This window comes from Marinobacter sp. CHS3-4 (assembly GCF_030053415.1).
In the GTDB taxonomy this organism is placed as follows: Bacteria; Pseudomonadota; Gammaproteobacteria; order Pseudomonadales; family Oleiphilaceae; genus Marinobacter.
Window position 1 is genome coordinate 293,508 of record NZ_JASGBJ010000003.1, and the last position, 21,418, is coordinate 314,925.

16 protein-coding genes and 1 tRNA gene are annotated in these 21,418 nt (G+C 53.9%); 3 read left to right on the top strand and 14 right to left on the bottom strand.

The features are described 5' to 3' along the window. Positions 1-3: 3 nt before the first annotated feature. From QLQ17_RS15060 to QLQ17_RS15075, 4 genes are all read right to left on the bottom strand, one after another. Positions 4-2,298 carry a molybdopterin-dependent oxidoreductase gene (locus QLQ17_RS15060; RefSeq protein ID WP_283210432.1) on the bottom strand — a complete coding sequence of 765 codons (2,295 nt, stop codon included), beginning with the start codon at positions 2,296-2,298 and terminating at the stop codon, positions 4-6. Positions 2,299-2,439: 141 nt separating this feature from the next. Continuing rightward, positions 2,440-5,751 (bottom strand): Ig-like domain-containing domain, encoded by a 3,312-nt coding sequence (locus QLQ17_RS15065; protein WP_283210433.1) that lies wholly within the window; start codon positions 5,749-5,751, stop codon positions 2,440-2,442. Positions 5,752-5,764: 13 nt separating this feature from the next. After that, a complete protein-coding gene (gene aupA / locus QLQ17_RS15070; RefSeq protein ID WP_283210434.1) occupies positions 5,765-7,096 on the bottom strand; it encodes an alkane uptake protein AupA in 1,332 nt (443 codons plus the stop codon). 301 nt (positions 7,097-7,397) lie between these two features. Then, a complete protein-coding gene (locus tag QLQ17_RS15075) occupies positions 7,398-7,652 on the bottom strand; it encodes a TIGR02647 family protein (RefSeq protein WP_283210435.1) in 255 nt (84 codons plus the stop codon). 3 nt (positions 7,653-7,655) lie between these two features. On the opposite strand from QLQ17_RS15075, the gene QLQ17_RS15080 reads away from it, so the two are divergent. From QLQ17_RS15080 to QLQ17_RS15090, 3 genes are all read left to right on the top strand, one after another. Further along, complete coding sequence (locus QLQ17_RS15080; RefSeq protein WP_283210436.1) at positions 7,656-8,645, top strand: transporter substrate-binding domain-containing protein; 990 nt, start codon at positions 7,656-7,658, stop codon at positions 8,643-8,645. 13 nt (positions 8,646-8,658) lie between these two features. Beyond that, positions 8,659-9,651, top strand: a complete 993-nt coding sequence (locus QLQ17_RS15085) for an XdhC family protein (RefSeq protein ID WP_283210437.1) — start codon at positions 8,659-8,661, stop codon at positions 9,649-9,651. 271 nt (positions 9,652-9,922) lie between these two features. Then, the gene (locus QLQ17_RS15090; RefSeq protein ID WP_283210438.1) at positions 9,923-10,483 is read left to right on the top strand and encodes a PEP-CTERM sorting domain-containing protein; all 561 of its coding nucleotides are present in this window, start codon (positions 9,923-9,925) and stop codon (positions 10,481-10,483) included. A gap of 77 nt (positions 10,484-10,560) precedes the next feature. On the opposite strand, the gene QLQ17_RS15095 is transcribed toward QLQ17_RS15090, so the two are convergent. The 10 genes from QLQ17_RS15095 to dnaG all read right to left on the bottom strand — a co-directional run bounded on the left by QLQ17_RS15095 (position 10,561) and on the right by dnaG (position 21,321). Further along, positions 10,561-11,025, bottom strand: a complete 465-nt coding sequence (locus tag QLQ17_RS15095) for a GNAT family N-acetyltransferase (RefSeq protein ID WP_283210439.1) — start codon at positions 11,023-11,025, stop codon at positions 10,561-10,563. Positions 11,026-11,061: 36 nt separating this feature from the next. Beyond that, the gene (locus QLQ17_RS15100) at positions 11,062-11,310 is read right to left on the bottom strand and encodes a YgdI/YgdR family lipoprotein (protein WP_283210440.1); all 249 of its coding nucleotides are present in this window, start codon (positions 11,308-11,310) and stop codon (positions 11,062-11,064) included. Between the two features lie 31 nt (positions 11,311-11,341). Further along, on the bottom strand, positions 11,342-11,680 hold the full coding sequence (locus tag QLQ17_RS15105) for a DUF2834 domain-containing protein (RefSeq protein WP_283210441.1): 339 nt from the start codon (positions 11,678-11,680) through the stop codon (positions 11,342-11,344). A gap of 241 nt (positions 11,681-11,921) precedes the next feature. After that, positions 11,922-12,500 (bottom strand): hypothetical protein, encoded by a 579-nt coding sequence (locus tag QLQ17_RS15110; protein WP_283210442.1) that lies wholly within the window; start codon positions 12,498-12,500, stop codon positions 11,922-11,924. Positions 12,501-12,639: 139 nt separating this feature from the next. Continuing rightward, positions 12,640-13,320: a hypothetical protein gene (locus tag QLQ17_RS15115; protein ID WP_283210443.1), complete on the bottom strand. Its 681-nt coding sequence runs from the start codon at positions 13,318-13,320 to the stop codon at positions 12,640-12,642. 883 nt (positions 13,321-14,203) lie between these two features. Then, positions 14,204-15,010, bottom strand: a complete 807-nt coding sequence (locus QLQ17_RS15120) for a M48 family metalloprotease (protein ID WP_283210444.1) — start codon at positions 15,008-15,010, stop codon at positions 14,204-14,206. A 564-nt stretch (positions 15,011-15,574) separates the two neighbouring features. Continuing rightward, a complete protein-coding gene (locus QLQ17_RS15125; protein WP_283210445.1) occupies positions 15,575-17,158 on the bottom strand; it encodes a methyl-accepting chemotaxis protein in 1,584 nt (527 codons plus the stop codon). A gap of 271 nt (positions 17,159-17,429) precedes the next feature. Continuing rightward, positions 17,430-17,506, bottom strand: a tRNA-Ile gene (locus QLQ17_RS15130). 104 nt (positions 17,507-17,610) lie between these two features. Next, entirely contained in the window at positions 17,611-19,464 is a 1,854-nt protein-coding gene (gene rpoD, locus QLQ17_RS15135) for an RNA polymerase sigma factor RpoD (protein WP_283210446.1), read from the bottom strand. Between the two features lie 126 nt (positions 19,465-19,590). Further along, positions 19,591-21,321, bottom strand: a complete 1,731-nt coding sequence (gene dnaG / locus QLQ17_RS15140; RefSeq protein ID WP_283210447.1) for a DNA primase — start codon at positions 21,319-21,321, stop codon at positions 19,591-19,593. Between the last annotated feature and the right edge of the window lie 97 nt (positions 21,322-21,418).

Below are 21,418 nucleotides of genomic sequence, written 5' to 3' on the forward strand. Positions count from 1 at the left end.
CGATCAGGCCCGCTTGCGTTGCCGGTCGGCGCGCCAGACTTTGATGTTGACGGTCTGACCATTGAGTACGGAAGTGCCCACCAACGGATCAACCTGATCGTCGCTGATGACGTCATTAATACTGGCCCCGGCGTGGGCTGAGGCAACGGATTGGGCAATACCTTCACGGTCATGGCCCCATCCATGAGGTACCGAGACCACGCCAGGCATGATGTCCTCTGTAATCTCGACCGGCAGCACGATTTTGCCCGTATCGGTGCTGATCTCAGCGGAATCGCCGGCCTGCAGGCCAGACCTGGCCGCGTCTTTTGGGCTGATCATCACGGTACAGCGATCTTTTCCCTTCACCAGCCGTTGGCTGTTGTGCATCCAGGAATTATTGCTGCGGACGTGGCGGCGACCTATCAGCAACAGGTCGTCGCTGACCGCCTGGTTAAGAAACTCATGCAGCCTGTCCAGATCGGCCAGATAGCGCCTTGGCGCCAGATTAACCTTGTGGTCCGGCGTGAACAGGCGTTCGGGCATGCAGGGGCGCAGCGGCCCAAGATCGACCCCATTGGGTAGTTGGGTCAGCGACCGTATCGACAGCCCCTTAGGTAAATCCTGCCAGTGGCGGTTCAGTGGGCTAAGTCTGGCAAGCCCACGCACCGGATGACGTTCGGGAAGAATATCCAGAACCAGATCAATGGCAGGCTGAACCAGCCCACGAGCAGGCCCGATATCGGTTCCGTAAGGGCCGGATCGTAGCATCAGATCAAGGATCGGATCCGGGCCGATCTGTTTGAAAGCCCGCCAGCCTGCTTCGGAGCGCAAGCTCAGTCGGCCACCCGCCCGGTGCTTTTCCAGGCGGTGAGCCAGTTCCAATAGTATTTGCCAGTCGTGACGGCTATCTTCGCCAGCTTCGAATAGGGCAGGGCTGTATTTCGCAGTATTTCGTACCGCAAACATGCTGAAAATCAGGTCGTAGTGGCTGCGCTCCAGGCCGGCGGTAGGCGGCAGGATCACATCCGCGTGACGGGTGGTTTCGTTGAGGAAATAGTCCACCGATACCATGAAATCCAGAGAGCTGAAGGCTTCATCCAGCCGACCGCCATTGGGGCTGGAAAGCACCGGGTTACCGGCCACGGTCACGAAGGCGCGAATCTGGCCTTCGCCCGGCGTCAGTATCTCATCCGCCATGGTGCTGGAGGGGAACTCACCACCAAATTCAGGGAGCTTTTTGACCCTGCTGTATCGACGCCCGAAATGCCCTTTCTGACCAGCAAGCGCGCCAAGGGCCACCATGTCGATCGCCGGCTGGGTAAACATAACGCCGCCGGTACTATCGAGTTTCCCGGTCAGGATGTTCAAAACATAGGCCAGCCAGGTGGCGATGCCGCCGAACGCCTGGGTACTGGTGCCCATGCGAGTGTAGAGCGCGGCTTTACGCGTGTTGGCCAGCTGGCGAGCCAGATCCCGAATGGTGTCTGCTGACAACCCGGTATGGCCACTGACCGCTTCCGGCCTGAAGCCCAGGCTTGCCAGGCGGATCAGATCGACGTCTCTGGTCCATTTTTCCGCATGACCCAGATCGACCAGTTGTTCTTCGAAAAGCGTGTGAACCATGGCCATCATCAGCAACGCATCGGTGCCGGGACGTACAAAATGGAAGTCGTCGGCCAGCTTTGCCGTTTCTGTGCGCCTTGGATCGATGACAATCATCCGGCCACCGCGTGACTTCAGTTTTTTGATGCGGCCACGGAAATCCGGCACGGTCATCAGGCTGCCATTGGATGCCATGGGGTTCGCTCCAATGCAGATGAAAAGCTCCGTGCGATCAATATCGGGGATTGGGAACAGCACCTGATGCCCAAACATTTCCAGGCAGGCCAGCATGTGGGGCAATTGATCGTTTGAGGTGGCCGAGAACCGGTTCTTGGTGCCCAGCGCCTGCAAAAAGGGCAGGCCAGTCATCAGGGCGCCGTGGTTATGGACATTGGGATTGCCGAAGTAGGCGCCGATACTGTTGCGGCCATGCTCTTTGCGAACCCGGTGCAGGCGATCTGCCACCAGATCAAACGCTTCGTCCCACTCCATTTCTTCCCAGCCGTCCGCGGTGCGTCGAACCGGCTTGCGCAACCGATCCGGGTCTTCGTGCAGATCCTGCAGCGCGACGGCTTTGGGGCAGATGTAACCCTGGCTCAGGGGATCGTCCGGATCACCTTTTATAGACTGAACCTGTCCGTCCTGCACCTCAATTGCAACGCCGCACATGGCTTCGCACAGATGGCAGGTGCGGTAGTGTGTGCCGTTGTCCATGGATCTGTCTCCCGGGCTACTGTGGTCAAAGAAAGGTCAGGTTAGCAGGAATCCCGGAGCTTGGGAAAAGCGCGGGCGCTTCTTGCAGGCATAAAAAAGGCCAGCCCGGTGGACTGGCCTGTCAAGCCTGAAAAAAAGACGTTACTGCTGGGCCGGCAGATCCTTGACCGGGTTGGATATGAAGTTGAGATAGGTGCCATTCACGGGAATTTCCAGCGGCAGCCTCAGTGTGACGACACCGGCGTTCTGGAAACCGCCCGTGTTAGCCGTGACAAGTAGCTCGTCGCTGGCTCCGACCCGGTTGGAATTGCGCTGTTCAATTTGCATCCGGCCATCGTCGAAGAAGGTAATATCGCCCTTCAGATCTAGCGTGAATGGTCGACCATAGAGGTCGTGGGTGCCACCCAGCGGGATGGCCATATCCGGCGCGTCAATCAGCAAATCTGCTTTGGTGATAAACACAGGCTGGCCGTTTTCACCTTCAGCGATAACGCCGGGCACCAGCGAGTTGCGAGCGCAGTTGCTGCCTGTGCAGGCGGGATCATCCTTGGCGTAACGCATCCGCAGCACCTGGGTATTGGTCACCGTTTCTTCCTGCAAAGGGATAAAGCCAAGCACGTAGATTTTGGTGAACACACTGATAGAAGTGGTGCTGAGCATGGTGGGGTAGAGATCCACCAGAATGCCTTCGATTTCATCACCATCCACGTTGGGATCCGGGTCATAGATGCCAGGACCTTTGACTTCGGTATTCAGCGCATAGCTCTGGTAGATGAACTTGGCGCGAGGGCAAGTCACGCCTTCGCCAGCAACACAGCCAACCTGGGCAGGTGCTGTTGGCGACACCAGGCCACTAGCAGAGGCCTGTTTTCCAGTGACTGCCAGCTTGGTCGAGTTGGCGGAGGATGCCCAGCCTTCGGCATCACTGCCTCCATGCTCGAAGGGCTCCAGGCAGTTCTCAACGTTCTCGAACGTGCGATTGCCACTGTCGTTGGTGCCGGCATTGCAGTCCACCAGGAAGTTGGAATTGGTGTCCCGGATGGGCAGGTTCCGCAGGGGCGTGAATACCGTATCCACGGCCTCGGTGCCGGTGAAGTAGATGGTAAGCGGATCGGCGCCCGGATCTGAATCGTTCAGGCCTTCCAGCAGGTCTGTCTTCAGTGCCAGGCCATCGGTGTCACAGATGGCGCTGTAGGTACCAGCGCTACAGGCACCAGCTGCCTCGGAAGATGCCAGGGTATAGCGATAGTGATCGCCTGGCTGCCAGGCCTCGTCCGGGAAGAAACGCAGCCTTTGGGGGCCAAGCTCAAGACGTCCAGAGACCGGTTCGCTTGAGGTGATCGCGCCACTGCCAACGCCGTTCTGCGTCACCTTCTCGACGATGAAGGTGGTGCCCTCAATCACCGAATCCGGGTCGATACTCTTCGAAAACACCACCGTGATGGGGCGATCTGCCGGCATGGTAGAAACCGGCATGGTGTCTACCGTGGCGTCACGACCGCCGGTGTAGGCGTCGCCGCGAACATCGTAGCACTGCCCCAGAACCCCGTTTTCAAGGTCCAGCACCGAGTGGTTGGTCTCACAGGGGTAGCCGGGGTAGGTTGTCAGTGCCAGCGGAGGCCGTTTGACAATGGAACTGCCGTCGATAGGGTCTAGCGCAAACTCCAGGGGTGCCAGAGCGGTCGGGTTGCCGGCCAGGTCTGTCACACCGTTCACCAGCACCTGATAGTCTACGCCGTGCTTCAGGCCGCCTTCCGGGTTCAGGGTGATGGTGGTGCCATCCAGTTTCATATCCAGATTGCTGACCGTCGTGCCGTTTTCGGTCAGCGTGATGTTGCCGTCAAGAGAATCCGGCGCCAGCGGCTCGTCGAAGAACAGAATCACCGGGTCGCCAGGGCGCTGCATGGACTGGCGGGTGGCTGGGATAGCATCCACCGGGCCGGGCATCCAGCTAAGCAGTGAAGGTGCTGTGGCGTCCATCTCACGCTCGTTTTCGGCATCCAGTGCGGAATCGACGTCTGTCGCCGCCTCCAGATGGAAAGCGATGGTGGAATCGGTGTATTCCTGGCCCAGCAGGCCCGGCTCCACGGTGCCAATGGCATCGATGGTTAATACGCCGTTCTCAACAATCGCGATACCGCGCAGTTCGACGCCCATCAGGGTTTGCGACAGAGCCGCATTCGGTTGAGCGTTGTCAGTGTTCATGGAAACGTCCATGAACAGCGTAATATGGCGAGGCGCGCTCAGATCATCGGTGTATGGGTTGGGGCTCATGTAGCCCGAGGCATCGGACATCATTGTCACTTTGATGTCGCCCGTGGTTTGCAGATTACCGGTGGCGGCATCCAGCACAGGCACCTCGCCGCCAACCAGCACGTCCAGGCTGGTGCTGCGCAGGACGCTTCCCTTTGGAATCCGCAGGGGCAGCGCTTCGTCAGCCTTGAACGCAGGTGCGAACGCCAGCTCCGCAAACAGATCGCCGGTTTGCTGGGACGGACCCGCATTGCCCTGGAGAACTGAATTGAGCGTGACACCATTGATCACCTGACCATTCAGGATGGACTTCATCGACTCGGACTCACTGGCGCCGGAAGCCAGCCCGGAATCGATCGCGGTTTGCTTCAGTGTCACCGTCGGGCCAGTGTCACGCGGGGTGAAGGTCCAGTCAGAACTGAATCGACTGCCGGACGGGTCTGTCAGGCTGGGCAAATTCTGGATCTGCAAGGTGTATTCGGCGCCACTGTTCAGAATGTCATCCTTGCTGCCGCACATGGTTGGTTCTGCGGTAACGCAGGGGTCCAGGGCGATGCGGTTACCCTTTACCAGCACCGTTGCAGGTACCGGTTGATCGTCCTGGTCAAGCAACTGCACGGAGCCACCGAGGGATTCCCAGTCGGGATGAATCGGCTGGGTCATGGTCACACGGAAGGTGGAGAAGTTCATCGCTTTAAAATCGCCGCTGGCAGACGGCACCTGCGAGGCGATTTCAAAGGTTTCTGAAGTGTTTGTCAGCGATGCAATACCAGAGAGTGAACCGCGCGTCTGAAACTGAACGCCCGGGTCGCCGGACGCATTGGGAACGTCGACGTTACGACCTCCTTCTGCGTTCAATGGCTCGTTGAAGGTGACATCAAAGTTGGTAGCCGCTGCCAGTGGCTCATCAAACATCAGCTTCAGACTCTGTCCGCCGTCGACTTTCTCCACGGTAAAGGACACCGGGGTGCCGCCGGTGGTGACGCTAATCTTGCTTTGCAGGTCATTCACGCTGTCGGTGATGGTATGGCTGAAACGCAGTACCGTATCAGATTGCTGGCTGACGCCAATCTGCCCGTCAGCAGGGTAGCTGTAAACAACCGAGCCAGGCCCCGTGGGTTCGTTGATGGTCTGCTCTTCACCACCGCAGGCGGCCAATAGAATTGCAGGAATAAGTGCCAGGGTCTTGTTGTACTTCATGGCCAACATCTCCTCAGAACTTCAGAGTAATCGAACCGCTGATGACGTGAATCTCACCGTCAGCCGTTGCCTGTTGTTCATTGCCGTCGAAATCGACGATGGTGAAATCCCGCTCCTGCAGTTGCTGGTACTGGTAGCCAATGTCCATGCGGACCGGATAGGCCAGTAAACGGGTTTTGGTGTAGGTGGCGCTCAGGCCAAGGCCCACAACGATCTTGTCGGTGTCCAGATAATTCAGCTCGGGGTTGCGAGTAGTTTCCAGTGGCGACTCCTCGTAGGCAACGCCGCCGCGCACCGCAAAATGTTCGCCAAGCTGATATTCACCGCCAATTCTTGGAATCATGATGTCCTTGAACCGAATCCGGTCTGCCGGACTGATGCTTTCCTGGTCGCGAACTGATTCGCTGGCAAATTCGTCTTCCAGTTCGGACCAGTTCTGCTGTTCGACACTGCCACCTACGCGCCAGCCATCTCCGACATATTGGGTTCCGAACGAGAAGGTTTCAGGCTGAAACGAGTCAATGGTGGCCACATTCAGGCTCAGCCCCGGATCCGGAATGGTCTGGGTGACGATGACGTTGGAATTCACCGAGGTTGAAGATGCAGATTTGGTCCGATAGGTCAGCGCGGATTCCCAGCCACTGAACAGACAAGACTCATCCGGGCACAAGGTTTCCCCCCAGTTTACGGTGGTACCGAGGATGGACTTGAGCGAAGGTTCGGCATTGACGGAAAGTCTTTCACGGCTGGTTTCACCACCAAGTGTTGAAACCGCATCCAGGCTCGCCGCCGCTTCCAGGGTAATCCGCGCAGATACGCCTGCCGAAATGCCCCGCCAAAGCGGCGTCGCCCCGCCGATGTTGAGAAACAGTGGTTCCTTGCCGTACTGCAGGTACTGCCCGGTCTCAGAGGTTTGGGAGGAAAACGCCAGCATCTCCTTGCCGTATTTTTCCACACCGGCAATGAAGCCCAGGTAAATAGGGTGGTCAAACCGGGTCAGTGAGCCAAGGTTGGTTTTCATACCGATTAGCACATGTTGGCTGGGCGCATTGGATACGATGTCCCCATTGGCATCTGAACGGCTGGAACGAAGTTCTTGCTCTGCGTGCAGTATTCCCGAGGTTAACTCACCCCGTTCGTCGGCAGTCAGGTAGGACGGATTGTAATAAGTAGACGATACCTGGCTGTTGAACATCGACAGCGACTGCGCTGTGGCCACGTCGACAGGCATGACACCGTAAGCGGTGCCCAGATTGCCCATGCTGGCCATAGAAAGTGCCGAATAGCCACTGGCTGCAATAGCAAGCGTCAGTGTATGAAGAGAAAATCGGGGGGTTAATGCCATGGAACACTCCAATTGTTGTCTTTTTCCACTTTGGCGCACGCCTGTAAGGTAACCGGCGAATAGGAACCACGGTGGTTATTCAGTGTGTGGCGATTTTATGTTGGCAGGGCAGGCGGCACTTTGGCTGTTCTGACATCGGGGGGTGTCTGGCGAACCACTTGATTCAAAGCCGAAGATAAAAAATGGTTCGATATCAACTAATTACATCGCCGCACCTGAAGTGTGCGACCGCGCTGTTTCTGTGGCGCAAATGTGATTGGCTTCGCACTATGGGCCTGACATCGGCCCACGTATTCGCCGTTCAGGTGACGGTATTGTTGGTGCTGCTCAGAACTGACAGCAGCCGTTGAGCGTGTTCTGCGGTTTCGCTGCCAAGGCTCGTGAGATAGCCCCCGTCTTTTTGGGTAATCAATCCTTTGGCGTACAGACGTTCTGCGGCTGCGATGGCCTCGGCCGACGCGGAATGGCTGTGTACCTTGATGCCTTCATTGATCGAAGACAGGTTAAACATGGAAAGCAGATTCAGCTCTGCCAGGTGATCGGTTGTGAATGCCATGGCGTGTCCTCCGGACTGGGGCTTTATGGCAGTCTGGGTCGTGATTCGGCATTTCGCCAGTTTTCGGTATGGGTATGCCTGATCGAGGGGGAAATTTTCGAAAAAGCCTGCAATACTGTCGCTAGACGAAGCTATGAAACGTCACCACGTGCGTCCCAGATGACAAGCATAGACATACGACAGATGCCCCGGCGAGCGGGGAGCGTTCCAGCGGTGGTTGTTCTTACTGCCGTGGTATGGCTGATCTGTTGTCTGGTTCCTGTCAGCGTCAAGGCCGTCGAACATATCCGGATCGCGGCGCCTGATCTCCCTGGTGCGTCTGGAGAGGGGGGCACAGGCCGGGATGCAGAAATCGTCGATCAGGTTTTGAACCTCTGTGGTTACCAGGCGGAGTTTGTGGTTCAACCGTTCGGGCGACACCTGCGAACCTACCGGGAACAGCAGAATTATGACGCAGCCATGACAGTCCCTTTGGCTGCGAATCTTGCAGGGGCTGGAACAGCGGCTTACATCTGGTATCAGAACGGGGCTTATTATGACAGCTCCCGAACCGGCCCTATCCGGTCCATTGAAGACCTTTCTGATCTTCACCTCGTGACCTTTAAAAATGGCGTCGAACTGCTCGAGCTGAATGAAATCGTGCCTGATATTGCTTCCGTGCTTGAGATAGCAGATCAGCGTGTTCATTCGAAGCTGCTCTTCCTCAAGCGGGTAGATGCCATTCTGGCGGATGGACTGATCATTGCGGAAATCAATCGCAGGCTGGCGAACGACCAGCAATTCAGCCCGAATTTCGATCCCCACGCGGCTTTACGTTTTTCACCCATCTTTCCGCCGTCACCCTACAAGATGGTATTCCGAGATTCGTTGATCGCTGAAGAGTTCGATCGCTGCTACGATGCGGCCCGAAAGGATGGGGTAATAGCGGATATTAACGAACGTCATCTCGGGCCCTTCCAGCACGAACTCAGGCATGGTTATCTGGGGTTTTGATTGAGAACACGCCATGAATAATCTGGATTATCAGGTAGTCACGCAGGCCATTAGTTGGCTGGAAGAGGGCAGGACCATCTGGTTCTGCACCGTGCTGTCTACCTTTGGCTCATCACCCCGCGAGCCCGGATCACTCATGGTCGCTTCGGCAGACGGTAAACATGTTGGATCGCTTTCAGGAGGCTGTGTTGAGGAAGACTTTCTTGAGCGAGTGACCACCGGCGATTTTGAATCCCCAGCGGTTACGGTGCGTTATGGTGATTCGAAAGATGACCGGGGTAACCCCCGCATCAAATTGCCCTGCGGCGGCGTGCTGGAAGTGCTTATCGAGAAAATGAGTGCCAATGAAGAGACCAAGGTTCATTGTGCCCGGATACTCGACGCCATGGTGTCCGGCCAGCCCCCCGTTGCACGACAAGTCAGGCTGACAGACGGTGCAAAGTGGCTTGAAACGATAGAACCCACCGGGCCGCGAGTGGTGGTCAGCCAGGCAGAAGAAATAGTGACCATCCGGGTTGGCGCCATTGCCCGGCTCATATTGGCTGGCTACTCAGCCGTTGCCGAAGCTTGCGCCAGTTTTGCCGTGAGCCTGGGTTATGAAGTGATTGTCTGCGACCCCCGTGAGGAAGTGACGGCTAACATGCGCCTCCCGGAGGGTGTTCAGTTTCAGCCGGTTTTACCATCGCTTTATATCAGTGCCGAGGGCACTTGCACCGCGTCCACAGCGGTGGTGGCAGCAACCCACGACCCGAAAATCGATGACCTGGCGGTGATGGCCGCCGTTAAAACCCCGGCAAGCTACATTGGTGTGATGGGGTCTCTGAAGACCTCTAAAGCACGCTCAGAGCGCCTGCGACGTTCGGGTGGGCTTAGCGATGAAGACATCCGTCGAATTCACATGCCCATCGGTCTTCAGCTTGGCAGCAAAACGCCATCAGAAATCGCACTGGCCATCATGGCCGATATTGTTCGTGTGAGACGGGGTCGCGACATCGACGAATTGTAGTCGGCGCGCCTGTTCTGGCAACTCTTAAGGGGCCGGACGCTTACGTCTCACCGGATATGACAGGTTGTACGAACCAGGCAGAGATGGAATGAAGGTTGTCGAAATTCTTTACAAACTTAGTGATCTGTCGCTTGGGGTGAATGTAAGCCGGCATCACAACCACTGATAAACACATCACAATACTGCCCATGGCACTGTTATTGCTCCCGAATCAAAGCAGTACGTGTAGTCTGTATGAACGCGAAAACCAAAACAACATGGAGCGTATGCTATGAAAAAGAATGCCTGTTTTTGCCTCTTGATGATTCTGGGTTTGATCTGGATATCACCTGCTCAGGCAACACCAATATATGCGGACAGCCTTGTGGCTTCTAGCTTCGTCACTTCCTTTGGCTCTGGTGATGTGACCGGTGCACCAGATGGTGGTGGCCTCTTCTTGGGAGATGACTTCGATCCACCCACCAATCCGGGCTCCATTACCGTGGGGTTTTCAGGAGGACTGGGTGACGGCGCGGGAGATGACATTTTTGTTGTTGATGTCGCTAGCTCGGTTAATGAGACAGCCAATATTTATGCCAGCACGGACAATATTTCGTTCACCTTTCTGGGTATGGTAAATGCTGTCGCAAACAGCCTTGATATCAACGGCCTGTTTTCAGGCGCCATCAACTATCTGAGAATCGACAACGCTTCCACCGAGGTCTCGATCGATATCGATGCCGTGGGTGGCTATTATGCCTACGAGCCCCGTGACGTGCCGGAGCCAGCATCCATTCTGATCATGCTTGCCGGTCTTCTGGGAATTGGTGTCTCTCGTATTAAGAAGTCCTGACAGAAATTGAGAGCCCCCCGATGGCTGGTTGCCGTGACCGGTCTTGGGGGGCTTTAGCTTTTCCTTTGCGGCGCGTCTCACGCACCCGTCTTCCTTGGCCGGTTAGGGCTGTTAAGCTCTTTCGTGTATACATTAGTCGTTTTCGTAAGATCAAAACCGATAGAAGGGTAAAACTTATGAGATTCCAAACGACGCACGTTAGAGCGAACGAGTACACGCGTTAGACCTAAATTTCGAGACCAGTCTTCGGCAGCATTTACCAACAAAAGCCCGATGCCTGATCGTCTATGACTTGAGCGCACGACCAAGCCAGTTATTTCTGAGATAAAACCCTGACCGAGCGATAGGCGTTTTTCGACAGCGATCCACCCAAGAACCGAATCATCAGAAACAGCCACGAATAATTGATGATTTGACGAATTCGCCGATGCTTTAAGCCACTCAAGAGTTTCTGGCTCGCTTACTGAATAGCCCCATTCCAGGACTAACTCGTGAATCCCTTTCAGTTGTTTGCTTCTTGCAGTCTGAATCGAAACTTGCATATTCAATCGAGTGCCCGAACGTCAATTAAGCAGTAATCACCTGCCCCGTATTGGCCGATTATTCGCCCAGTCTATGATTGATTGGGTTCTTGCGTCATGAGCATCTCTGCTTTTTTGGTCTTCTCGTAATGCCATCAAGTCCTGATAGTCAGCCTTAACAGCTTCTTTCTCTTCGTCAGAGAGTTTGCTCCACTCTTTTTCACTAAGTCCATAATAAGGCGTTGCGCATCCCGAAAGTGCCAGCGAAAACACGAGAAAAGTCAAAAGCGCGATTAAGTTTTTCAAGGTCAAATCTTCCTTTGAACCTAGCGGCCTGTTAAGAATCACTTTTAACCTCTTTGATTTGCCTTTCGCGAATTAGCAAATAGAGAGCAAAGCCCACCGCGACTCCCGGGACGATGCCAAGCAGCAAACAAACCCATCCTTTCCGAACCGAGTATATCTTGGCCTCGTAAACTACCCAGGCCGCAAGAATGGCCCAGCAAACAAGGACGTCCATCGAATAGCCACTGGAATACGGGTTAACAAATCCTGCCGCGAATGCGCCCCATACATCGGGATTCTCGATAAGCGGAGGTAAGACAATCGAAGCGAAAAAGCCCGTGAAGAAAAGAGCAGCGACAACCAGTGTTGCCTTAAATACTGACTCAGACATTTATAAACCCTCTCGCGCGCGACGCATTACCGCAATCAAGTATGTCTTTGATCGTGTGGATATTTGAAAAGGTACGATTGTGGCACAGGAACGGCCGGTATGGGGTGTCAGAAACACTTAGAATTGGTAGTGACACCATAAAGCGGCCGGGTAAAACGGAGGCTGACTGCCATTGCTGCGAAGTCCAAAGTGGCGCTTGCAAACAAAAGCGAACATTCGCGTTTCTTCGGATCAGCTCACTTCAATCACTTTTATTCCGCAGTAAACCCTGCGTTAGGTCATGTGTGATTGCGGACGCAAAATCTTCCAGCGCATGACAATAGGCTTTACCCAAGATCGATTCATAATCGCTCAAGTAGGCGTAGGAGAATTTTTCTTCGTATTCACCCGTGAAACCCAAGTGTCTTGCAGGTTCTTCTCCCTGCCCTGTCAGATCCACCGTAAACCGTGCTTCTGCATGAGTGGTCCCCTCAAGCCAACCTGTCCGCGAACGAACATCTAGAAAGGTGACGTCGCCAACAAGCCTGTAAACAGCCTTATCGGGATGTCCTGCAATCGAGTATCCATGTGCCTCTAGAATCTTTGAGAGGTCAAGCTTTAGGGTCTGCCATGGGGAATTTTTGGCATAAATAGGGAATGGGTTTACATGTGCAGTTAAATTGCCCACCAACGGCGCACGCGGTCCATCTGCAACATCGACAAAAACAGACGGGTAACCTCTGGGTGAAAGGACTGAATCTGTCGGCTCCGGCATCGAAAGGCACCTAACGGCAATAAATGCCTCACAACGGATCGCCTGAAACAATTCATTTTCTGGCACGAAGCACTGTCTGTCAGGGTTTTTATAGGTCTCCTCGTACCAGGCGCAGCCGGAGAGGACGAGGACCTTCAAAGCAAGCGCTGTTCTCAGAAATATGCAAAGCCTCTGGAAAGCGCCACGCTGGCAGCCTCGAGAGCTGTTAGGGGAACACACGAAGCTGGTTGAGCGTCCCCTTTTTGAAACGGATATCAGGAATTTCAATCTCTTTACCCTCAATAGAGACACCTTTGATACTCAACAGGAATTCATGAGTCGGGAGGGAATCGGTGTCAAACCAGAAAAGGAAACAGCTCGTTTCTGTGAAACGAATAGGCTCTTCAGATGGTCTGAAAATGCCCAGAGTGTTATCAGCCTTGAGAACGGACTCCTGAGAAGCACCAAATCGCGTCAATCCGATCCCGGTTCGATAGAAACGTGGACCACAACCTGCGGCCAGTGCCCGAGGACTGAACCAGGCGACATCCGGCCCCAGAAAAGCGACTGTGGGTGCCGGCTCTCCATCTGAGAGCAACATTACCTTAGATGTCGTGATGGTAAGAGGCTTGCCCTTGGGGTCGATATTTAACCAGAGGCCCAGCGGGGGCAAGAGGTACTGACCGTCCCAATCGAACGCTTGAAGCTGGGCATACAGAATCAACTGAGGAAATCGGAGTTCCACCAACTCGTTGTGAAGCTCCCCTCGAACCTGTTCAGGGATCACAGGGACAGCCGCATCATATTGCACGTTAGCGACGCAGGCACTCAGCAAAAACGTTGAAAACCATCCGAATCCACAATGCAGCCATTGCCTACAGATACCATGGACTGAGATTCGAGTCATAGTGTCCCCCTTCTATACTCTTGCAAGGGATACCCATACAGACAACGCCAACATGCCAGGGCCTTAAGAGAAGTATAGACACTACCACTCGAACTCATGAGCAACGCGTAAATAAAAAGAGAGTTTGAAAACTGGTCGACTCCGTACGGTGCTAAAAGAAACAGGTATTAAACTAGGGCTCACCTCACGTTTAAACTGGCGAGCGTGGGCAGCGGACCGCTTCATTTCACGTGTTAACTATTCATGGCTGAGAGGGATAGATGCTGGCTGGGTTCCCGGTTCAAGTAATGGAGTCAGCGCCTGATCAACGCAAATCTGCGCATGTCAGGTATAGCTACGCATTACCGATGGGTGGCAAACTTGTTCCATTGTCCTAATCCTTATCTGGCGGCGGTGCATGTCAGTGCGGTGCAAGCGACAAATAACAGATCATTGCAGCGGACGTTTGACCCGCCACCCATGATTGCTTTCGAAAAGATAGGCGTCGCCTCAAGCGCCGCTGAATTCAGGCGTTATCTCTTAATCTGAACGTTCGCTTTGCGACCAAACAGAACTTCGGTTGTGAAGCGGTCATTTTTGGTTACCTAAGTAACCATAGGTTGGTCAAAACGGACGTTTTATGGTTTCAGTACCAGAGAGGTCCGTCTTGTGCGGGAGATGGTGGGCCCAATTGAACTCGAACCAGCGACCATAGGATTATGAGAGCCTTGTAGAACGTTTCGGAACACCACAATAATCTAGAGTGCTAGCCATTCTGCGGTGCGAGTTATTTGCTCCCCACAGAGAACCACACGAAAGCACGTCGGTGTTGATGTTCAGATGACGCCTGATTGGCATGCAATACAATAGACACTTATCGCGGGGTAACGGGATAATAATGTGGCTACTTACCTTTACCAATTAGACGCCATCGGCGACGGTACTCTCGCCCAGTAAAATCGCTGGGATTCTCACCGTTCGCCATTGCTTCAGCTCTATCGGCTCTAAGCAGTAGCTCTAAACGAACCTCATCTGTCGAACTCCACCTCCCGATACTCGATGATTTTCGCACGTTAATACGTCTCGGAAGAACGATGAATGGATTACTTGGTAGTAAAAATGATCCAAACTGAACTTCATCAGCGCTGCTGGCTTGCTCTGCAAGCTTGCGCATCGCGCGTGCCAAAGCTTTTGGTTCTAAGGTTTTTTGAACCGCTACCACATCGGCACAGAGATCACGAGCTTGTTCGATCCATCTTGGGGCTAACCCCCATGCAAACAAAGCGAAGAGATAGAAAACAGAGTAAGTAAAAGCAATTGGCCCATCTAAAAACCAGCTCAAAAGGAATGAAAAACCAAGTATCCAGAGCAGAAGCCACCAAAGAATTTCCGCTCGTGTAGCTAACCGACACCAGCGGTCGCGCATACCCGCGAATTGGGCCGCAACCAATGCTTGCAGCTCGTAACGATCGAGTCGCTCCAAGGCACCTGTTGTTGCCACAACAATCTCTCGGTCTGAGCAAGGCAGCATCGCGACGTTAGCTACAGAGCAATCGCTGACTTGGATATTTTCCACAGGCTCGCCAAGTGCGATGGCGATCTCCGCAACAATATTTTCAAATACTTTTGTTGGCGGGTGTGGTTGGAGATGTCGTGCCAATCGATTTGAAATTCGCTCCGGGGACAAATACCACATGATTAGAATGGGCATTGTCACTGATATCCCTACATACCATTGCCATGAGATGTAGGGAGCCGTATCGAATTTAAACACCCAAGAAGCGATGACAAATCCAAAACAAAGAATACTTAGGATAGCCGCTATAAGTGCGTGGCGTCTGGCCACTAATTCTAATCGCATCATTTTAAAAGAGGTCTATTCATTTGGAGCACGTAAAGATCCGCGTGCCTCGATGTTTAGAATGAAAAAAATACTAGGCTTACCGATTGCGCTTACTCCACTTCATTCCTCGTATCGTTTATTTTCCAGATTGGAGTTATCGATTCGAGCCCTTTGATGTGGGGGGCAGCGCAGAACATACTACAACCAGTTGTAAGAGCTGCCGGATCCTTTTCGGTCGACGATCCAGTCACCCGAGCTAACCGCAACTGAAGAGTAAGCAGCTAGCAAGGTCAAAACAGCATTCTGTGGAACAACGGCGATTACCAATACTGATAACGACGCCAAAGCTGAGAGACTCAAATAGTTGAGTCGTGACTGCTAGTTCAAGCCCAAATCATCAGACTCAGGCTCTAATTCAAGATTATGTAAACACTAAACCTGAAAGCGGGCGGTCTGCGTGTTTAAGCCTTGTGCAAGCCTGGCAAGTTCTTCGCTCGCCGCTGCTACTTGATCGGTAGAAGCGGCAGACTGATCGCCGATATCTCGAATCTGCGTCATGTTCTTGTTGATGTCCTCAGCAACCGAGCTCTGTTGCTCTGCAGCTGTCGCGATTTGACTGTTGTATCGGAGAATCTCCTCAACTGCCTTGGAAATCTCTTTGATCGAGGAGCCAGAAACCTCTGCGCTTTCCAATGTTTGCTCGGCAAGCTTCTGTCCTTTTCCCATACTCTCAACCGCGTTGTTTGCGCTATTCACTAGATTGCCTATTAGGGTTTCAATCTCGACGGCTGAAGTTTGTGTGCGTTGAGCCAGAGAGCGAACTTCATCGGCAACGACAGCAAATCCTCGACCCTGTTCGCCTGCGCGGGCTGCTTCGATAGCTGCGTTGAGTGCAAGTAGATTCGTCTGTTCGGCAACTGATTTGATGACATCTAGAATCGTGGCGATATTGTCAGTTTCGGATTTGAGCTCATTGAGTTGTTGCGAGACCTCGGTACTCTGAGTATTCAATTCCGACACGAAGGCGAGTGTTTTGTTGACTGAATTTTCGCCGCTTTCAGACTTCTCACTAGAAAGTTGAGCGGCTTGAAACGCCGCCTCGGCATTGTTTGCGATCTCACTCACCGTGGCAACCATCTCGGTCATGGCGGTGGCGACTTGATCAGTCTGACTTTGCTGTTCCTTGACACCCTGGTTTGTCTGGTCGGTGACGGTCGTTAGTTCCTCCGATGACGAAGCAATGCTGTTTGCGCCCTGGTCTATTTCTCGAATAAGTTCTCGAAGACTCGTTACCATGGTTCCAAAGGCCGCCATCAGCTGGCCAAATTCATCACTCCGATCGCTCCGGCTTTCAATTTGTAGATTTCCAGAAGCAACTTTGTTGGCAACGTCTAGGGACGCATTTACAGGCCGTGTAATTGAACGTACCAGCAACCATGCCACGATGCAGCCAATGACGAGACCAAAGACCATTCCGGCAATAGTTTCGACCACTGTTAGATCGTAGCGTTCAGACATGAGTTTCATTTCACGAGCTTTTAATTGCTCAGTTTTTTGGATGGCGTCGCGGGCGGCGGTAAGAAGCTGATCTTCAATAGCTGAAACGGATCCACTTTCCGACGTGATACTTGCTACATACTCTTTGAGCAGATTCTCGTAGGTAACGACGCTGGAGCGAATCTCCTCAACCAATTGTTGGTCACCAGGCTCCTCAATTAGCTCTATAAGGGTTGTCAGTGAATTCTTCGTTTTTTCCAAAAGGCTGTCTGTATCTTTAATAGCGCTAAAGTCATTGTGTATTCGGTAGTCTTTCTCTTTCAATTCTGTTCTCAAAAGCGAGATTTCAGCACTATTGGCGTACTTCAATATGGAAACGCGATGGTTGTATTCGTTCAGAGAACGAATGCTTATGAGTGAAATCACGATGATTATTGAAATGAGTGCGGCAAAGCTGAATGACAGTTTTTTACTGATAGAAAGATTGCGGAAAAAATTCCCTGTGCGAGCCTTATCCATGGAAAGAATCCTCCATTAACGATTTTTTCTGAAGTTTCAGTTTGAATGATAGTTCAAAAATTGGATTTTGCCCGAAGGTCATATGCAATACTTATGCAAGTCACTGAAAAGGCGACGATATCGCTGGACCGATAGCTCACTCTGCGAATTCAGCTTGGGTTTCTCTGGGCAGCTACTATCGTTATGCTCGGGCAGGTTCAGAGATTTTTTTAACGCCTGATTGGCATGCGATACGATAGAAACGTATCGCGGCAGGAAAGTCGTTGAAATATGGTGGGCCCAGCTGGACTCGAACCAGCGACCAAAGGATTATGAGTCCTCTGCTCTAACCAACTGAGCTATAGGCCCTTTTAGATTAAACTGTATTGCCGGATATCGTTTCGGGGAGGGCCGAAACGAAGCGGGCGCCATTATACCGGTGAGGTGTGGCGCCCGCTACCGCAATGAGAGGATTATCCCTGATTGCCCTGATCGTCAATGAAGCCGCGCAGGTGATCGGAGCGGGAAGGGTGACGCAACTTGCGAAGGGCCTTGGCTTCGATCTGGCGGATGCGCTCACGGGTCACGTCGAACTGCTTGCCCACTTCTTCCAGCGTGTGGTCAGTATTCATCTCAATACCAAAGCGCATGCGCAGTACCTTTGACTCGCGAGCGGTCAGGCCAGACAGCACGGAGCGTGTCGCTTCGCGCAGGCCTTCGGCTGTGGCTGAATCCACCGGTGAGAGCGCCTGAATATCTTCGATGAAATCCCCCAGGTGACTGTCTTCGTCGTCGCCGATCGGGGTCTCCATGGAGATTGGCTCTTTAGCGATCTTCAGTACTTTGCGGATTTTGTCTTCCGGCATTTCCATGCGCTCGCCCAGCTCTTCCGGCGTGGGTTCGCGGCCCATCTCCTGAAGCATCTGGCGAGAGATGCGGTTCAGTTTGTTGATGGTCTCGATCATGTGCACCGGAATCCGGATGGTGCGAGCCTGATCCGCGATGGAGCGGGTGATGGCCTGACGAATCCACCAGGTGGCGTAAGTCGAGAACTTATAGCCACGACGGTATTCGAATTTGTCCACGGCCTTCATCAGGCCGATGTTGCCTTCCTGGATGAGGTCGAGGAACTGGAGGCCACGGTTGGTGTATTTCTTGGCGATGGAAATAACCAGACGCAGGTTCGCCTCCACCATTTCTTTCTTCGCGCGTCGTGCCTTGGCTTCGCCGATGGATACGCGGCGGTTGATCTCTTTGATATCCACCACGTCCAGATCCACTTCGGTCTGGATGTTGGCAATGCGCTTCTGCAGGCGAACGATTTCATCAACGCGCTCGGCGATCAGCGGAGCGTAAGCTTTTTTGCTCTTGGTCAGCTGCTCGGCCCAGTCCAGGTCGACTTCGTTGCCCGGGAAGGACTTGATGAAATCTTTGCGCGGCATCTTGCACTCGCGCACACAGATTTTCATGATCGCACGTTCGTTCTCGCGAACCAGGTCGTTGGTTGAGCGAACGACGTTGACCAGCTCGTCAAAGGCTTTGTTGCCCAGCTTGAACGGGGCAAATACCTGGCCCAGCTCGTTCAGCGCTTCCTGGGTTTTCTTGTGACCACGACCGTATTTGGCCAGTGCCTTTTCAGAGGCTGCCAGCTTTTCTTTCAGCAGTTCGAAACGAAGGCGGGTCTCTTCGGGATCTGGACCGCTTTCGGTTTCTTCTTCGCTGTCGTCATCGTCGTCGTCATCGTCGGATGAGTCGCTGTCGTTTGTGGACGAATCGTTGGAGGTGTCTTCCTCCATGAACGGTTCGGCGCCGTCCGGGTCCAGAAAACCGGTGACGATGTCGCTGATGCGGCCTTCGTTTTCGATGATGCGGTCGTAGGCCTGGATGACGGTGCCGGTGATGCCCGGGAAGTGGGCCACAGCGGCCATCACATCGCGGATGCCTTCTTCGATGCGCTTGGCAATGACGATCTCGCCTTCGCGGGTCAGAAGCTCTACGGTGCCCATTTCGCGCATGTACATGCGAACCGGGTCAGTGGTACGGCCGGCGTCGGATTCAACGGCGGCGAGGGCGGCAGCAGCTTCTGCGGCGGCGGCCTCGTCGGCTGTGGAGTCGCCATCGGTCATCAACAAGGTATCGGCGTCTGGTGCCACTTCGGCAACCTGAATGCCCATGTCGTTGATCATCCGGATGATGTCTTCAACCTGATCCGGATCGGCTATGTCTTCCGGGAGGTGGTCATTTACCTCGGCGTAAGTCAGGTAACCTTGTTCCTTGCCTCTGGCAATGAGGTCTTTAAGACGTGATTTTTGCGAATTGCCTGACATAGACACCCTGTAAACTCGCTTGTATAAGGAAAAAAGTTAAACAGCCATTATAGCTGTCGCCCAGTTGCTCTGCCACCGGATGGTTAGATGGTGACCAACTTTCAAATATCAAGGGTTGAAGGCGTGTCAGTTGCTCTGACTTGTCTGATCGCCCTGACCAGACAACGCCTTCAATTCCCGCCGCTCTTCCGCGGTCAGGTCTGACAGGTTGCGCTTCTCTGAAAGCAACGCAGCCAGTCGTTGTTTGCGGGCCACTTCCTGGTTTGGATTGAGCAATTCCCTTGCGCCGGCCAACGTGTGTTCTCTGGCGGGCACATGTTCAATACCATCAAACAAACCATAAAAGCGTGCCCTGGCACTGGCGTCGGTGGCTAACTCGAACACCAGTGATTTTCGATCTCTGATTCCCTGCTCAAGAATCCATGACGCAAACTGCCCGGCCTGTTTAAGTTCCCGGGTTTTGCGGGAAAGTTCATCGATTTCACCCGCCATATCGGGCGCTTCCAGCAGGGCCAGGCAAAGCTGCGTATCCTTGCTCAGCCTGACATCAATACGCTCTTCCTGAGTACGCTGCTCGCCGCCAAAGCCCTTGCGGTTCTGCCAGGTGTTCTGGTTGCGACACAGCCGCAGCATTTCATGCCACATGGCGTCCCGCAGGGTGCTGCGTGGCATTTTCTCCAGCAGCGGCTGCACCCTGGCTTTCAGCTCGCCGCGATCTTCTGGCAGCGACAGATCCAGCCCTTCGCTCTGTCGGTTGAACAGATACCGCGACAGTGGCGTTGCGCTGTCGATGCGCTCTCTGAATGCGTCAGGGCCTTCCTGTCGCACCAGTGTGTCCGGGTCTTCGCCGTCTGGCAGCATCAGAAACTGCAGATGCATGCCATCGCCCAGCAATTCCAGCGCGTTATCCAGCGCCTTGTCGGCCGCCCGATAACCGGCGGCGTCGCCATCGAAACAGAAGACAATGTGCCGGGCCTGTTTCAGCAGGGCAGACAAGCTGTCCTGGTTGGTGGCCGTTCCCAGGGTCGCCACCGCATAGTGGATGCCGTGTTGCGCCAGTGCGATGACATCCATATAACCTTCGACGACCAGCAAACGGTCGACCTGCCGCAGCGCTTGCTTGGCTTCATAAAGGCCGTAGATTTCCCGGCTTTTATGGAATACATCGGACTCCGGGGAGTTGATGTACTTGGCCTTGTCATCCCCCAGTGTTCGCCCGCCAAAGGCGATGGTGCGGCCCCGGCTGTTGCGGATGGGGAACATCACGCGGTTGCGAAACAGGTCCCTGGGGCGTCCGTAGCGGTCAGACACCGTGCCGGTTTCAATCAACGGCCCTTGAATGTCTTTGCCGGCGCTGTCATACAGTGCTGTGCCAGTGCCCGGGGCAAAACCAAGCTGGTACTGGTCGATAATCGACTGATCCAGACCGCGTTGGTGTAAATAGTCCCGCGCGAAGGAGCCCTGCTGGCCCTTCAGAGCGCCCTGATAGAACTGGCTGGCGTAGTCCAGCGCGTCAGTCAGAGTTTTCGCCTGCTGCATTTCCTGCTTGGCGTGTTGGTCGTACGGCACTTCCAGCCCGGCGCGTCTGGCCAGCTCTTCCACCGCATCGGTAAAGCCCAGGCCGTCATACTCACGCACAAAGCTGATGGCATCGCCATGGGCGCCACAGCCAAAACAGTGATAAAACCCTTTATCAGGACGGACATTGAACGACGGGGTTTTTTCATCATGGAAAGGGCAGCGGGCTTTGTAGTTGCCGCCGGCCTTCTTCAGGGTGATCCGTGACCCGATCAGCTCAGCCAGATCAATCCGGTCGAGCAGGTCTTCAACAAAGCGTTGCGGAATCAGTCCACTCATGATGTCTCCGGTCGCTTATGTAATGCCAATCCTGCGAGTACAGCCAAAAATGCCGCCGAAGCCAGGCCTCGGCGGCATTTTGTCGCTCGTTACACGG

Bases quoted from the DNA above. Each gene is read 5' to 3' on its own strand.
- QLQ17_RS15060 (WP_283210432.1), bottom strand. From the start codon at position 2,298: ATGGACAACGGCACACACTACCGCACCTGCCATCTGTGCGAAGCCATG.
- QLQ17_RS15065 (WP_283210433.1), bottom strand. From the start codon at position 5,751: ATGAAGTACAACAAGACCCTGGCACTTATTCCTGCAATTCTATTGGCC.
- aupA (WP_283210434.1), bottom strand. From the start codon at position 7,096: ATGGCATTAACCCCCCGATTTTCTCTTCATACACTGACGCTTGCTATT.
- QLQ17_RS15075 (WP_283210435.1), bottom strand. From the start codon at position 7,652: ATGGCATTCACAACCGATCACCTGGCAGAGCTGAATCTGCTTTCCATG.
- QLQ17_RS15085 (WP_283210437.1), top strand. From the start codon at position 8,659: ATGAATAATCTGGATTATCAGGTAGTCACGCAGGCCATTAGTTGGCTG.
- QLQ17_RS15090 (WP_283210438.1), top strand. From the start codon at position 9,923: ATGAAAAAGAATGCCTGTTTTTGCCTCTTGATGATTCTGGGTTTGATC.
- QLQ17_RS15095 (WP_283210439.1), bottom strand. From the start codon at position 11,025: ATGCAAGTTTCGATTCAGACTGCAAGAAGCAAACAACTGAAAGGGATT.
- QLQ17_RS15105 (WP_283210441.1), bottom strand. From the start codon at position 11,680: ATGTCTGAGTCAGTATTTAAGGCAACACTGGTTGTCGCTGCTCTTTTC.
- QLQ17_RS15115 (WP_283210443.1), bottom strand. From the start codon at position 13,320: ATGACTCGAATCTCAGTCCATGGTATCTGTAGGCAATGGCTGCATTGT.
- QLQ17_RS15120 (WP_283210444.1), bottom strand. From the start codon at position 15,010: ATGCCCATTCTAATCATGTGGTATTTGTCCCCGGAGCGAATTTCAAAT.
- QLQ17_RS15125 (WP_283210445.1), bottom strand. From the start codon at position 17,158: ATGGATAAGGCTCGCACAGGGAATTTTTTCCGCAATCTTTCTATCAGT.
- rpoD (WP_283210446.1), bottom strand. From the start codon at position 19,464: ATGTCAGGCAATTCGCAAAAATCACGTCTTAAAGACCTCATTGCCAGA.
- dnaG (WP_283210447.1), bottom strand. From the start codon at position 21,321: ATGAGTGGACTGATTCCGCAACGCTTTGTTGAAGACCTGCTCGACCGG.